At 63.1% G+C, this 14,150-nt stretch carries 16 protein-coding genes and 1 tRNA gene; 10 read left to right on the plus strand and 7 right to left on the minus strand.

The genetic code is table 11. From position 1 onward, the window contains the following. The first annotated feature begins 123 nt into the window (after positions 1-123). Positions 124-354: a sulfurtransferase TusA family protein gene (locus B4N44_RS08185; RefSeq protein ID WP_120799473.1), complete on the plus strand. Its 231-nt coding sequence runs from the start codon at positions 124-126 to the stop codon at positions 352-354. An 80-nt stretch (positions 355-434) separates the two neighbouring features. Continuing rightward, a complete protein-coding gene (dsrE2, locus tag B4N44_RS08190) occupies positions 435-914 on the plus strand; it encodes a sulfur carrier protein DsrE2 (RefSeq protein ID WP_093034998.1) in 480 nt (159 codons plus the stop codon). Between the two features lie 191 nt (positions 915-1,105). Here the strand turns inward: dsrE2 and B4N44_RS08195 are convergent, their stop codons facing one another. Further along, entirely contained in the window at positions 1,106-2,395 is a 1,290-nt protein-coding gene (locus B4N44_RS08195) for an OmpP1/FadL family transporter (protein ID WP_296699148.1), read from the minus strand. A 241-nt stretch (positions 2,396-2,636) separates the two neighbouring features. On the opposite strand from B4N44_RS08195, the gene B4N44_RS08200 reads away from it, so the two are divergent. The 4 genes from B4N44_RS08200 (at position 2,637) to B4N44_RS08215 (ending at position 6,288) form a co-directional block, all read left to right on the plus strand. After that, on the plus strand, positions 2,637-3,539 hold the full coding sequence (locus tag B4N44_RS08200) for a LysR family transcriptional regulator (RefSeq protein WP_296699152.1): 903 nt from the start codon (positions 2,637-2,639) through the stop codon (positions 3,537-3,539). Between the two features lie 190 nt (positions 3,540-3,729). After that, positions 3,730-4,029 (plus strand): hypothetical protein, encoded by a 300-nt coding sequence (locus B4N44_RS08205; protein ID WP_349681077.1) that lies wholly within the window; start codon positions 3,730-3,732, stop codon positions 4,027-4,029. A 10-nt stretch (positions 4,030-4,039) separates the two neighbouring features. Then, complete coding sequence (locus tag B4N44_RS08210) at positions 4,040-5,110, plus strand: AI-2E family transporter (protein WP_296699198.1); 1,071 nt, start codon at positions 4,040-4,042, stop codon at positions 5,108-5,110. Positions 5,111-5,181: 71 nt separating this feature from the next. Next, complete coding sequence (locus B4N44_RS08215) at positions 5,182-6,288, plus strand: S1C family serine protease (protein WP_296699201.1); 1,107 nt, start codon at positions 5,182-5,184, stop codon at positions 6,286-6,288. Between the two features lie 143 nt (positions 6,289-6,431). Here the strand turns inward: B4N44_RS08215 and B4N44_RS08220 are convergent, their stop codons facing one another. The 3 genes from B4N44_RS08220 to B4N44_RS08230 all read right to left on the minus strand — a co-directional run bounded on the left by B4N44_RS08220 (position 6,432) and on the right by B4N44_RS08230 (position 8,660). Then, a complete protein-coding gene (locus tag B4N44_RS08220) occupies positions 6,432-6,689 on the minus strand; it encodes a regulator (RefSeq protein ID WP_093034980.1) in 258 nt (85 codons plus the stop codon). A gap of 88 nt (positions 6,690-6,777) precedes the next feature. Continuing rightward, positions 6,778-7,107 carry a tetratricopeptide repeat protein gene (locus B4N44_RS08225; RefSeq protein WP_296699205.1) on the minus strand — a complete coding sequence of 110 codons (330 nt, stop codon included), beginning with the start codon at positions 7,105-7,107 and terminating at the stop codon, positions 6,778-6,780. 101 nt (positions 7,108-7,208) lie between these two features. Further along, positions 7,209-8,660 carry a TrkH family potassium uptake protein gene (locus tag B4N44_RS08230; RefSeq protein WP_296699208.1) on the minus strand — a complete coding sequence of 484 codons (1,452 nt, stop codon included), beginning with the start codon at positions 8,658-8,660 and terminating at the stop codon, positions 7,209-7,211. A 95-nt stretch (positions 8,661-8,755) separates the two neighbouring features. Here B4N44_RS08230 and B4N44_RS08235 point away from each other — a divergent pair, with 95 nt between their 5' ends. Then, the gene (locus B4N44_RS08235) at positions 8,756-8,884 is read left to right on the plus strand and encodes a hypothetical protein (RefSeq protein WP_296699212.1); all 129 of its coding nucleotides are present in this window, start codon (positions 8,756-8,758) and stop codon (positions 8,882-8,884) included. A 93-nt stretch (positions 8,885-8,977) separates the two neighbouring features. Here the strand turns inward: B4N44_RS08235 and B4N44_RS08240 are convergent, their stop codons facing one another. The 3 genes from B4N44_RS08240 to B4N44_RS08250 all read right to left on the minus strand — a co-directional run bounded on the left by B4N44_RS08240 (position 8,978) and on the right by B4N44_RS08250 (position 11,433). Next, a complete protein-coding gene (locus B4N44_RS08240; protein ID WP_296699214.1) occupies positions 8,978-9,664 on the minus strand; it encodes a hypothetical protein in 687 nt (228 codons plus the stop codon). A 144-nt stretch (positions 9,665-9,808) separates the two neighbouring features. After that, positions 9,809-10,789, minus strand: a complete 981-nt coding sequence (locus B4N44_RS08245) for a hypothetical protein (RefSeq protein ID WP_296699217.1) — start codon at positions 10,787-10,789, stop codon at positions 9,809-9,811. 568 nt (positions 10,790-11,357) lie between these two features. Next, positions 11,358-11,433 (minus strand) — tRNA-Thr (locus B4N44_RS08250). Between the two features lie 167 nt (positions 11,434-11,600). On the opposite strand from B4N44_RS08250, the gene rpsU reads away from it, so the two are divergent. The 3 genes from rpsU (at position 11,601) to dnaG (ending at position 14,147) form a co-directional block, all read left to right on the plus strand. Beyond that, positions 11,601-11,816, plus strand: a complete 216-nt coding sequence (gene rpsU, locus B4N44_RS08255; RefSeq protein ID WP_007041206.1) for a 30S ribosomal protein S21 — start codon at positions 11,601-11,603, stop codon at positions 11,814-11,816. A 105-nt stretch (positions 11,817-11,921) separates the two neighbouring features. Next, entirely contained in the window at positions 11,922-12,365 is a 444-nt protein-coding gene (locus tag B4N44_RS08260; protein ID WP_296699220.1) for a GatB/YqeY domain-containing protein, read from the plus strand. Between the two features lie 36 nt (positions 12,366-12,401). Next, positions 12,402-14,147, plus strand: coding sequence for a DNA primase (gene dnaG, locus B4N44_RS08265; RefSeq protein WP_296699222.1), 1,746 nt, complete (start codon positions 12,402-12,404; stop codon positions 14,145-14,147). Positions 14,148-14,150 lie beyond the last annotated feature (3 nt).

Consider the following 14,150-nt stretch of genomic DNA (forward strand, 5'->3'; position numbering starts at 1 on the left):
GCGCATCAGTTTCGGTCGCACCCGTGCGGCCTCGGCGCCTTGCCTTTTTGGCCTGTTTCGCCTATAAAACCGAATTCTTGTGTCTACTGATATTCTAAAACAGCACCCGACCGGAGGTACTCCATGGCAGATTTTGACCAAGAACTCGACGCCAGCGGCCTGAATTGCCCGCTCCCGATTTTACGCGCGAAGAAGACGCTGAACGCGATGGATTCCGGCCAGGTGCTGCACGTTGTCGCCACCGATCCGGGTTCAGTCAAGGATTTCGATGCCTTCGCCAAGCAGACCGGCAACGAGCTGATGGAATCGAAGGAAGACGGCGGCAAATTCCACTTCCTGATCAAGAAGGGCTGACGGCACAAGCCGTCTCGCTCAAACAAATCAACCCGTGAGCCGATCGACCCGCGAGCCGATCGACCAGCGAGGAGGACACGATGGAAGAAAAGAAACTCGCCATTATCGCCACTAAAGGCTCTCTGGATTGGGCCTACCCACCCTTTATCCTGGCCTCGACCGCATCCGCACTCGGATACGAGACCCAGATCTTCTTCACCTTCTACGGGCTCCAGCTCCTGAAGAAGAAGCTCGCACTCGAGGTGACCCCGCTCGGCAACCCCGGAATGCCCATGCCGATGGGCATGGACAAGTGGTTTCCGGTCCTGGGTCTGACCTTGCCCGGTATGCAGGGCATGATGACCTCGATGATGAAGAAGAAGATGAAGGACAAGGGTGTCGCCAGTGTGGAAGAGCTGCGCGATCTCTGCCAAGAGGCCGAGGTGAAGCTGATCGCCTGTCAGATGACGGTCGACCTGTTCGACATGAACCAGGCCGAGTTCATCGACGGCGTGGAATACGCGGGTGCGGCGGCCTTTTTCGAGTTTGCGGGACAAAGCGACATCTGTCTTTATATCTAAAGTGGGCTGCGCCTTGCGCGCAGGTCTCGCCTTGCGCATGTCCGGGACGTCATTGCGTCGCACCGGGTTCGCAACGAAAAACGCCGCCCTCGGGGCGGCGTTCTTCGTTGTCAGATCCGGTGCGCGTCGTTTCAGCCGTAGCCGATCCAAGCCAACAACTGCGCATGCCGCTGCAGACGCGGTTTAGCGGCTTAGAAGGCCTTGACGATCCCGAGTCCGATGAGGTGCGCGTCCATCTCGTAATCGCCGTCGATCGCATCGGTCCCGTTGATGTCTCCTACGCGGTAGGGCGTGTCGCTGCGGATCGTTCGATCATTCGCCTTGACGTACATGTATCCCGCTTCGATAGAGAGGCCGTCGCCGAGCAGATGTGCGACACCGATGCCGAAGAGGTGGCGGTCGCTGTCAGGGACGCGTGCGCTGAAATAGGCGTCCTCCTGCCCGGTCTCGTCGTAGGAGTAGCCGAAGCGAAGCTGGGTGTTCGGCAGGACTTGATAGGTAACGCCAAGTCGGTACGCGTTGCTGTCGTTCCAGTCGTTCGTATCGGTAAAGATGGTCTCCTCCGTGCGCGTGCCTTTGACCTCGAGCGTGCTGAAGGCGCTCCAGCCCGTGCGCGTCCAGTCGATCTCGACGGCCAAGGCTTCGGTGACGGCATAGCGTGCGCCGAGCTGCAGACGCCAGGGCAGGTCGACATCCACCTCGGCGTTCTGTCCGGGCGGAAGCCGGCCGATCGCGACCAGGGTTCGACTCAAGGGCTCGTAATCCCCTTCGAGGCCGACGGTTACGCCGGAGCGAAAGGCGGCGCCGAAGCTCCATGCCTCGTAACGATAGAGAGCGCTCAGGTTGAAGCCGAGATCGGCTCCGTCGCCGCTGAGTCGTCCTGCGGTCGAGTCGAGCTGGGCGTTCTTCACCCAGTAGATATCCAGGCCGCCGGACAGGCTCAGATTCTCGTTGACGCGATAGGCTGCGGTCGGGGAGAAGTCGAGGATCTCGAGCTTGCTCGCGGTGGGTTGCCCGCGCGGCACGTTCGGATCCAGCGGCGGCGGAACCGCTCTGCGCACGGTGCCGCTCAGGGCGGGGAAGGTTCCGTCCTCCCAGCGGGTCTCGAGCCCGAAAGGGGCCGTAATCCCAAGTCCGATGCGCCAATCCTCGTTGATCCGCAGTGCAGCCTGGATCATCGGCGCCGCTGTCCACTCCGCCCCCTGGCTGTCGTGTTGCCCCGAGGCGGTCCGAACGCTGAAGTTGGGGTTGATCAGGAGCGCGCCTAGAACGACGCTCGACGTATCATGAAATCCCATGGCGGCCGGGTTGTAGGCGAAGGCGCCGGTCTCTTCGGGATTTGCGACCAAGGCGTTCGCCAGTCCGATGCCGGCCGTCGAAACCTCCGGGAGTGAAAAGCCCGCGGCGAGCGATTCACCGGCAGCGACGAAGGCCCCGGCAGCGATGGCGGTCGCAATCGCGCGAGCGATCTGTTGGTTCATGCAGGAGGCTCCTCGTCGTGTCGGTGTTCGTTGTTTTTCTGCGCCGCACTTTAGGTGAAGATGCCACATTTATCCAGAAGTTGTTGCGGGAAAATTTCGTGACCGCAATCACCCTGCATGCCTGCGTTTCCGGCCTCTGTTCGATCGGCGTCCGCCGATCCCGCAGAGCTACCCCCGCATCCTGTGATTGTGATATAAATCGCGCTTATTTCGCTGTCGTCTATCTTGACGTGGTTTTCGGATGGCAGATCGCAGACTCCAGGTTTTCCATACGGTTGCTCGGCTGCTGAGCTTCACGAAAGCTGCCGAAGTGCTGCATATGACGCAGCCCGCCGTCACCTTTCAGGTGCGTCAGTTGGAGGAGCACTTCAACACGCGCCTATTCGACCGCACGCACAATCGGATCAGCCTCACCGATGCCGGGAAAACGGTATTCGGCTCGGCGGATCGCATCTTCGAGCTCTACGCCGAGATGGAAAATGCGGTTCGCGAGATCACCGGCGAGATCAGCGGGGCACTCGCGATCGGGGCGAGCACGACCATCGCCGAGTACATGCTCCCGACCCTTCTCGGTGACTTCAAGGAGCGCTATCCGGATGTGATCATCCACCTCAAGGTCTCCAACAGCGACGGGATCGTCTCGATGGTGGAGAACAACACCATTGATCTGGGCGTCGTCGAGGCGCCGGTCGGGAACAAGAACCTGGTCGTGGAGGCTTGCAAGCGCGATCACCTCTTCGCGATTGTCCCGCCGGGTCATCCGCTTGCCGGTGCCGAGATGGTCACCTTCGAGCGCCTCCTGGAGTACCCCTTCATCTGCCGTGAAGAGGGTTCGGGAACGCGCGAGGTGATCAATGATTATCTGAGCCTGCAACAGGATTGTCATTCCGTGCTCAAGGTGTCGATGGAGCTCGGCAGCCCTGAGGCCGTCAAAGGTGCCGTGGAGGCCGGGATGGGGGTGTCGGTGGTGTCCGGTGCGACGATTCAGAAAGAGCTTAAGCTGGGCACGCTGGTTGCCCTCAACCTGGATCCGCCGCTGGATCGCCCCTTCTCATTCGTCCATCAGAAACAGAAGTTTCGACTGCGCGTCATGGAAGAGTTGCTGGAGTTTGCGCGGGCCTACTGCCGCGAGCACGACGACTGACGCCGAAACGCAATGGACCCCGTCACCAACCTACCTCTAGCGACTGCGAGGCCGCAGATCCGCTGCGGCTGTCCCGGACCCTCGAATATCCACTGAGCCGCTCCCCGTGATGAGTCGAATTCAAGGACCCGAGCCGGAGCGGCGTCTCGTGCGGTTGTTCCGTGCGCTCGCTCCCGCGGAGCGTGAAACGATGCTCGCATTCGCCGAGTTTCTCGTGCAGCGCGGGGCCGCGACGCCGGAACCGCATCGCGGGCCACGCGAACCTATTCCCGTGCCGCGTCCGACCACCGAAAGCGTGGTCGCCGCGATCAAGCGTCTGTCGAAGACCTACGAGATGCTCGATCGCGGACCGATGCTCAACGAAACCTCGGCGCTCATGTCCGCGCACGTCCTGCAGGGACGTCCGGCAAACGAGGTCATCGACGATCTCGAGGCGCTGTTCGTCCGTCACTACCGCGACTACCGAGCCAAACACCCCTCGGAAGGTTGATTCAGTCCACATGAAAATCGTCGCGAACTGGTTTCGGCGCTATTTCTCCGATCCCCAGATCATTCTCCTGGCCATCCTGCTGCTGATCCTGTTTGCCGTGGTCATTACCATGGGGCGCATGCTCATGCCTGTGTTGGCCAGCATCGTCATCGCCTATCTGCTCGAGGGCTTGGTCGGGCCGCTCGAGCGTCGAGGGTTGCCGCGCACGGCCAGCGTCTTGGTGGTGTATGTCGCCTTTTTGGTGTTCGTTGCCTTGGTGCTGGTGGGCGTCGTGCCCTCGGTGTCGCGTCAGGTCACCGAGCTGGTGCAGCAGTTGCCGTCGATGATCTCGGCCTCGACCACGGCGTTTCTGGATCTGCCGGAGCACTACCCGGATCTGGTGACCGAGGCCCAGGTCGCGGAGTTGATCGGGGCGATTAGAGCCGAGACCGTGATGTTCGGTCAGCGCGTCCTCTCCTGGTCGCTCGCCAGCGTCGTCGGGGTCATCACCATCCTCGTCTATCTCATCCTCATGCCGCTGCTCGTGTTCTTCTTCATGAAGGACAAGGAGCTGATCGTGAGATGGTTTCACCGTTTCCTGCCGACCCACCGTACGATCGTGAACGACATCTGGAAGGACGTCGATCGCCAAATCTCCAATTACGTCAGGGGCAAGGCTTGGGAGATCCTGATCGTCTGGCTGGTCACCTACGCCACCTTCCTCGGCTTCGGGCTCAAATATGCGATGCTCTTGTCGTTGCTGGTCGGTTTCTCGGTCATCATTCCCTACATCGGGGCCGCCGTGGTCACGGTGCCTGTGTTGTTGGTGGCCTGGTTCCAATGGGGCTGGACTCCGACCTTCATCTGGCTTGCGGTGGCCTACCTCATCATCCAGGCTCTCGACGGCAATGTCCTGGTGCCGCTGCTGTTCTCCGAGGTGGTGAATCTGCATCCGGTCGCGATCATCGTGGCTATTCTGGTGTTCGGCGGGATCTGGGGTTTCTGGGGTGTGTTTTTTGCGATCCCGCTCGCGACCCTGGTCCAAGCCATTCTCGCGGCATGGCCGATTCCGCCCGAAGAGCAGGACGAAGCACTCGTTTGAGGCGCGCGTGCAGCGCGGCCGCATTCGGGCAACTGGTACAATCCAGACGTCTCCAACACCACGGCGCATCCATGCACGCCTTCGCCCTCAGTCGCTTCCTCTTTTGGTTCGTCATCTTCTTCCTGATCGCATTGGCGAGCCGGCCATGGATCGAGAATCTCTTCATTCGCCACCAAGCCGAGCCGCGCGCGATCACGGCGCGAGGTGAGTTGGCCGCCGACGAGCAGACAACCATCGCGATTTTCGAGTCGATCAGTCCGTCGGTCGTCTATATCACCACCTCCGGGCGCGTCATGGATCTGTTGTCGCGCAATCTCCTGGAGGTTCCTCGCGGCACGGGCTCCGGGTTCATGTGGGACCGACATGGTCATGTCGTGACGAATTATCATGTGGTTGCCGACGTGCAGGCGGCCTATGTCAGGCTGTCCAATCAGCGCGTTTACGAGGCTGCGTTGGTCGGCGTCAGCCCCGAGCACGACATCGCGGTGTTGCGCATCGACAGCGGCGCCGGCGGGCCTCTGCCGGTGGCGATCGGCTCGAGTCACGACCTGAAGGTCGGACAGAAGGTCTTCGCGATCGGTAATCCCTTCGGACTGGACTATTCACTGACCGGCGGGGTGATCTCGGCGCTCGATCGGACGATTCCGTCGGATGAGGGGCGCAAGATCGAGCATCTGATCCAGACGGACGCGGCGATCAATCCCGGAAACTCGGGTGGCCCCCTGATCGACAGCGCCGGGCGTGTCATCGGTATGAATACGGCGATCTTCAGCCCGTCGGGAAATTTTGCGGGGATCGGTTTTGCGGTGCCGGTCGATACCATCAATCGCGTCGTGCCGCGCCTCATCGCCTACGGTCGCTATGTGCGGCCTGCGCTCGGGGTCATCACGGACGGGGATCTGAGCCGGCGTCTCGCCGAGAGCGTCGGCGTCCCGGGGGTGGTGGTCCTGCAGGTTCAGGAGGGATCTCCCGCTGCACGGGCCGGACTGCGCGCGGCAATCATAAGCAAGGATGGGGCTTTGGTTGCCGCCGATCTGATCGTCGCGGTGGACGGGCAGGATGTCGACTCGGTCGAGCGGCTGATCGAGCTGCTCGATGCCTATCGGGTCGGAGACAAGGTCGTCCTGCGGGTTTATCGCGACGCGGAGCTGATCGAGGTCGATGTGGTGCTCGGTTGAGCCGTGTCCCGAAGGCTCTTCGCGCCTTTCGAGTCGACTCGGCGTTTGCGAGTCTGCGCAGGTCGCGGCGGACGCGCTTGAAGTCTATGGAGACTTCAGGCAGGTAAGGGCGGCCGAAGTCGCCCTTACAGCGAAATCACCTTTTAATTGAGACCGCACATCCCGCCAGGGCAGCAGGCACCGGTCGAGCAGGCGGGGGCGTTGCCGCTGCCGAGACTCCTGCTCGAGATGACGTTCCCGCCGGTCGCCAGACGATGCACGGGCGCATCGGCCGGGGTGTCGCCGAGTGCGGTGCCCGTGCGGGCGCACAACTCGCCCCAGCTCGTGAGACTCTCGCTCATTCGGTGGTTGACCTCGAGGACGCGGTCGTTGGCCTCGCAGCGGTAATCATAGGTGGGCATCGTGCTTCTCCGAAGTATATCGATGAGTGCTTATGGACCTTATTATATTCGGGCACCCGGGGCAGGCAAGCACCTTGACGCACGCCATTCAGTCGGCGTCCGCGAGCGCGCGCTCGGCGCGTTTTCGAAAGACCCTCATCTCCTTTGCGGCCTGGATGTCGCCTTTGGCCTCGGCGACCTCGATGCCGCGATCGAGCGCAGCGATGGCCTCGGCGTGGCGCCCGAGCGTCGAGAGCGCTCTGCCGTAGAGCTTCCAGGCGGCTGAATAGCCGGGGTCGAGTCGCACGGCCTCGCCGAGATGGCCGAGTGCCCGCTCGGTCTCGTCCGACTTGAGATATTCGGCACCCAGGCTGTATCGCAACAGGGCCGAATCCTGGCCGCGCTTCAGCATGGCTTCGAGGTTATCGACGATGCTCATAGTGTCGTTCCGCCGTGTCGGTGTGTACCGGACAGTCTGTGCCTGAGGTGAGTCGTGCTCGGCGTGACCGCCAATCCGCTCACAGGTCCTGTCGCGTTTGCTCAGCGCTGCCAGAAGGCGGGCGTCAAGAGGACCAGAAGCGTAAAAATCTCCAGACGTCCCAGCAACATGGCGACGCAGAGGATCCACTTCGCCGGGTCGTGCAGGTCCGCGTAATGCGGGCCGACCTGGGCCAGACCGGGCCCGAGGTTGTTGATGCAGGCCGCGACCGCGGAGAAGGACGTGAGCAGATCCAGGCCGGTTACGGCGAGCAGCAGGTACATGATGACGAAGCTCGCGACGTAGAGCGAGAAGAATCCCCAGACGGCATCGACGACCCGGTGGTTGACGCTCTTGCCGCCGACGCGCACGGGGATCTGGGCGCTGGGGTGGATGAGGCGCTCGATCTCGCGGATCCCCTGCTTGATGAGCAGGAGAAAGCGGATGACCTTGATGCCGCCGGCGGTCGAGCCGGCACAGCCACCGACGAAGCTCGCAAACAGCAGCAGGATCTCGATGAACGGCGGCCAGTAAAAGAACTCCGCGGTGGTAAAGCCGGCCGTCGTCCCGATCGAGACCGCCTGGAACATGCCATGGGTGAAGGCGTCGTCCCAGGTGATATAGGTGTCGGTGTAGAAGAGGGCGAGTGTCGTGATTGCGGTCACGGTCGCCATGATGAACAGAAAAAAACGCAGCTCGCTGTCGCGCCGATAGACACCGAGATCGAGTCGATGAAAGGCGACGAAATGCAGAGCAAAGCTCATGGCCGCCATGAGCATGAAGAGCACGGCGATCATCTCGATCAGTGCGCTGTTGAAGTAGCCTATACTGGCGTCGTGGGTCGAGAAGCCGCCGATGGCCACGGTGGAGAAGGCGTGACCGATAGCATCGAAGAAGGTCATGCCGGCACCCCAATAGGCGAGCGTGCAGGCGACGGTCATGGCGACGTAGATGTACCAGAGTGCCTTGGCGGTCTCGGTAATCCTGGGCGTGAGCTTGGCGTCCTTCACCGGGCCGGGCATCTCGGCACGAAACAGCTGCATGCCGCCGATTCCGAGCATCGGCAACACCGCCACCGCGAGCACGATGATGCCCATGCCGCCCAACCATTGAAGTTGTTGACGGTAGAAGAGGATGGCTTTGGGCATGTCGTCGAGCCCGACGATGACGGTCGCGCCGGTCGTGGTCAGGCCCGACATGGACTCGAAGATCGCGTCGGTCACCGAGAGTCGGGGAACCTCGGCCAGCACGAAAGGCAATGAACCGGCTAAGCCGAGACCGGTCCAAAACAGCACCACGACAAGGAATCCGTCCCGGATACGCAGCTCTTGTCGGAGCCGCATGACGGGGAGAAAGGTGATCAAGCCGACGCCGAGGATCAGCAGAAAGGCGGCCAGGAACGGCCAAATCTCCCCGTCGTGGTAGATCAACCCGACCACGACGGGCGGAAGCATCGTGAAGCTGAACAGCGTCAAGAGCAGGCCGACGACCTTTTGAACGGCGAAGAATTTCATCGCACTTTCGGGCGCATCACTCGGCCTCGGTCGGCAATCGCGGCGCGAACCCCTGCCGAGAGGGGCGCTCCGACTCCGGAGGAAAGACACCGACGATGGATCTCGCGGGCAGCCTCATCGCAATCTCCCTTCTGCTGCTGATCGCGCTCGGCGTCGCGGCGCTTTTCTTGGCGGGAAGGGACAGTCGCTCGTCCAACGAAGACGATCCTCCGCCGTCGAGCTGAAGGTCGGCGACCGGGGTCGCGGCGGACGGCGTGTGGCTTGGAGCCCGTCCGGTTCGATTCGCTCCGGCAAGCGCAGGAATGCGAGGTCCATCGTCATCGTCGGGTGGTGCAGTCGCCCAGGTGGCAATGCACCCGCAACGAACGACCGTTTCGGCACTTGACTCGATGCCACTCCCAATTGGGTCCCGAGGCTTCGAGAAGGGTTTCCGCGTCCGTCAGTACGCAACCGCGGCTCTCGGCGTAGCGCTCCGCATAGTAGGCCCAGGTGCCGACCGGTCCGGCGCCTGTCTCCGCAGCCCTGTCGGTCGATTCGTCGCCTGTGGTCGGTCCTCGGGCGGACTCCCGAGTTCTCGGCTGGCCGGTGTCGCGGTGTTCGTCCCACTTGCTCCTGAGCGAGCTCAGAGCGTTTCCGAGATTCTCGGCATAGCGTTCGGTCACATCCGTCGACCACTCCTCGCCGGTCGCCGATGTCTGGACCTCGCGCGCACGCAACAGGACGCGTGTCCCGGAGTCTTCCGCGACGAAGACGGCCGAGATGCGGATCAGTCGCCGCGGGGCGAGGGGGGCGTCGGGGTCGCTCTCCTCGAGGATCTGCTCGATCTCGACCGTCGTCTCGCCGACCACGGGGACGCTCCACCCGCGCCTGTATGCCGACGCGATCGCGAAGTCTCTGGCCTGCTCCGGGGTTGCGCCGTACAAGAGGGCGCCGGGTGCAGGCGCTGCCGCGGCGAGCTCGATTGCGAGGATCCCGAGCGCGGTGAGCGGGACGATGCGAGCCATCAGTGCTGGAATCGATCGCAGTGTCGCGCAACGCGGGTTTCGCCTTCGGGCGCCGTATCTGCTCGGTCCGGGCGATGATCGGGGCCCGTCCATGGTGACGCCGTCAGTCGGCAACCTGCGGACGAGCGATTCGCATCGCGCCGGCTACAGAAGACCGCGGCACTCGCCGTTTTGACATTGCACCAGGACACTGTCGGCGCCCGCACAGGGCACCTTGTGGATCTCCCCGTCGCTGCGCGAGTCGATGAGGATCGACCCGCTCGGCTCGACATTGCAGCCCCGGAGCCGCGCATATTGCTCCGCATAGTAGGACCAGCTGACGCCCTCGGACGACGGCGCTAGCGCCATCATGTTCTCGCTGACCGGAATTGTCTCGACGGCGGGCTGCGGGAGCGGCTCGGGGAGCGACATGGGTTGCGTGGCGGGGCCGGGCTGGGTCCGCGCGAGGGCCGGTCTGGTGTCGACGATGGGGGCAGGGCTGCCTGATCGCCTGCGCGGCTCGGGGGTTGGCGTTGCGGCTGCAACAGCGACAGCTGTCGGTGCCGGCGGAGACGTCCAGGCGGGAGTCTCCGCGGCGGGCGCTTGACCGGACATCGCCGCAGCCTCAGTTGCGGCTGCCGTGGTCTCGTCGCCCCAGGCAGTCGGCGCGCCCACGCCGGTGTCGGCGAGCGCCGCGTCACCTGCGCTGCCCGGGTTGACCGAATCACGCTCGTTGTCCGCACGTGCGCCTCCCGAGGGCGGCGCTGCCCGCGCAACCCGGCCGCGATCACGTGACCAGGTGGAGTGGAGCGAGCGAAGAGATTCGTCCAACGACGGGCGAAAGGCCTCGGTGATATCGGTGCGCGACGGTTGGCCGTCCGGTGACGTCGAGACCAGCGCCGCGTCCAAGGCAACCTTGACACTGCCGTGGTCATCGAGAAAGTACGAAGTGACCTCGACGAGACTGCCGGGCGCGGCTGTAGCCGCTGCCTGGCCAAGTTCGCGTGCGAGAGGCGAGCCCGGATCGAGCGGACGACGTGCGACGACACGATCGTCCGTCGTCTCGGCAATGATCCAAGCCCGACTCTTCGCCGAACCCATGGCCAACGCCTTCAGCTCGGAGCGAGTTGCGCCGGGAAAAGCCATCTGCGGACGGTCCCCGACCGCGAATGCTCCGGGTTGAGGGTCGAGCGAGCCGGTTCTCGGACTACCGGCGCAACCGACCTGAAGCACGCCGAGGGTGGTCAGAGAAAGAATCAAAGTGACTGAACGCAGGTTCACGGCAAACCCCTCGGGAAGAGAACAGGGACACCTCGGGCGACACTCATTGAAACCGCGCCCAGTGCGGTATGCGACGTTTTTGAACGGGATCGGCCCCGGCAGTTTTAACCACCGCTGGAGACGGCGCGGTTTAAGACCTTAAAAATAAATCATTCTAAACCACGTTCACGCCAAGGGCCGTGGATGCACCCAACGCCGAACTCACTTGTGAAAGTGAGCATCTCGCTGACGCGGTTTAGGATCCCGAGCCATGCCGGTCGGCACCATATTCAAGGCCAAGCGTGCCACACCCCGGAACCCGAGGCCAGCCTCGGCGCGTGGTGAATGTGTCGGGTGCGGCATGCCGGCTCGGCATCTCGAACATCGACGCTTTGCCATTCCAGAAACAGCAAAAGCCGGCATTGTGCCGGCTTTTGCTGTTGTCGTAGAGTTTTGGAGCCGATGCGCGGATTCGAACCGCGGACCTACGCATTACGAATGCGTTGCTCTACCGACTGAGCTACATCGGCGCCGAGCCGCGAAGTATAGATGGATCGCCCGATCCTTTCCACCCCCCGCTCCACTGATTTCGAGCACCCTGCGGAAATCTTTGCAATCACCGGATGGATTCCGCTAAAATCCTGACGCTTAACTTCGACCATCCGCCCTTGTCCGGAGCCAACCTTAGGGATTATCCATGCCCAGCGTGCGTGTCAAAGAGAACGAGCCTTTCGAAGTCGCAATGCGGCGTTTCAAGCGGTCCTGCGAGAAGGCGGGTGTGCTCGCCGAGGTCCGTCGTCGCGAGTTTTACGAAAAGCCGACGTCCGAGCGCAAGCGCAAGAAGGCGGCTGCGGTAAAGCGGCATCAGAAGAAGCTGCAGCGCGAGTCGCGTCGCTGGGAGCGTCCGTACTGAGGTCGGATAGTCGATGTCGGTCCCGCATTCGGCGGGACCGCTGCTTGTATTGCGACCAAGTCGCTAGTCACTTTTTTCGTTCCGCTGTGGTTTCAACGCCTCACCATGCTCAAACTTCAAATCCAAAGTGATATGAAGACCGCCATGAAGGCGGGCGACAAGACCAGTCTCGGGGTGATCCGGCTGATGCTCGCGGCCATCAAACAGCGCGAGGTCGACGAGCGCATCGAGCTCGACGATACGCAGGTGCTGGCCGTCCTCGACAAGATGGTGAAGCAGCGTCGCGACTCGATTAGTCAATACAGCGGCGCCGGTCGCGAAGATCTCGCCGAGATCGAGCGCTTCGAGGTCGACGTCATCCAGTCGTATCTCCCGCGCGCCCTCACCGACGACGAGCTTACGGCCCTGATCGACGCGGCAATGGCGTCCACGCAGGCGAGCGCGATGAGCGACATGGGCAAGGTCATGGGTCTGTTGAAGCCGCAGATTCAAGGTCGGGGCGATATGGGCAGCGTGAGCGCGCGCGTCAAACAGCGCCTCGGAGGTTAGCTCCGGCGTCGTACACTCAACGGTTTGCCGAGGCACATGGCCGGTCGCATTCCTCCCGAGTTCATCGACGAGCTTCTGACGCGAACCGACATCGTCGACATCGTCGGCACGCGGATTCAGTTGCGCAAGGCCGGCAAAGACTACCAAGCTCGCTGTCCCTTCCACGACGAGAAGACCCCTTCCTTCACCGTCAGCCCGGATAAGCAGTTCTATCACTGCTTCGGCTGCGGCGCGCACGGCACGGCGATCGGCTTCCTCATGGAATACGACCGTCTCGACTTCCGCGAGGCCATCGATGAACTGGCCCGCCGTGCGGGATTGGAGGTGCCCGGCGCGACCGAAACAGGCCCTGCCGGCCCCGATCACGGGCCTCTGTACGCGCTTCACGAGCAGGCCGCCGCGCTCTATCGTGAGCAGTTGCGGGTCCATCCGGACGCCCGGTGTGCCGTCGATTATCTGAAGGAGCGCGGTCTTACCGGCGAGGTGGCGGCGCATTACGGGCTTGGTTTCGCGCCGCCCGAGGGGCGCCTGCTCCTGTCGCGCCTCGGTGTGAGCCCTTCCGAGCGCGAGCGCCTGCTGACCTGCGGGCTGATCTACGACGAGGAGGGGCGGCGACGCGACCGCTTCCGCGACCGGATCATGTTCCCGATTCGAGATCGACGCGGGCGCGTGATCGGATTCGGGGGGCGGCTGCTCGGCGAGGGCAAGCCGAAATACCTCAACTCGCCCGAGACCCCGATCTTCCACAAAGGCCGCGAGCTTTACGGATTGTTCGAGGCGCAAAAGGCCAATCGCAAGCTCGACTCCGTACTCGTCGTCGAGGGTTACATGGATGTCATCGCCTTGTCGCAGTTCGGGGTGACGAACGTCGTCGCGGCCCTCGGCACGGCGACAACCGCCGAGCACCTCCAGCTGCTTTCGCGCACGACCCCCGAGGTCGTCTTCTGCTTCGACGGCGATCGCGCCGGGCGCGCCGCGGCCTGGAAGGCATTGGAGAACGCGCTGCCGTCGGCAACCGGCCGCCAGTCGATCCGCTTTTTGTTTCTGCCCGACGGGGAGGATCCGGACACCCTGATTCGTGCCGAGGGCGCCGAGGCATTCCGGGCGCGCATGGCCGAGGCGCAGCCGCTGTCCGAGTTCCTGTTCGAGCAGCTCTGCGGTCAGGTCGACATGGCCAGCATCGACGGGCGTGCGCGTCTAGCCGCTTTGGCTCAGCCGCTGATCCAAGCAGTGCCCCCTGGAATCTACCGCGATCTGTTGACCGGCCGATTGAGCACCCTGGCTGGAATGCCGCAGAAACCCAAGCCTGCGGCGCGGCGAGGGCGAGTGCAAACCGCCCGTCCAACCCGGCCGACTCGGATGGCGCAAGCCATCGCGCTCTTGCTCGATCATCCCGAGCTTGCTGTCGAGGCGGCGCAGCTCCCGGACGACTGGCGGCGCTCGCCGAGCCCCGGTGCCGCGATTTTGGTGCAACTTCTTGAAACAATTGCCGCACACCCAACTATCAATAAAGCGGCATTGGTGGAGCGTTGGCGCGGGCAAGAGCACTTCGCGTACCTCCAGCAGCTCAGCGTCGACCCCTTTCTGCGGGACATCCCGTCCGAGGGCATGGCTGCGGAGCTGGTTGGGGCCCTGAGCCGCATCGGCGAAGAGGTTCTCAAGGACGAGCGCAGCAAGCCGCTGAATCAACGCAGCCCGGGCGCTTGGAGTGACGAGGTCCGCGCCCGGCTCGAGAGGGAAGCGGCCGCGGCCCGAACGCGCAACGGGTGTGACCGAAACTGATGC

Source organism: Thiocapsa sp. UBA6158 (assembly GCF_002423035.1).
Lineage (GTDB): Bacteria > Pseudomonadota > Gammaproteobacteria > Chromatiales > Chromatiaceae > Thiocapsa.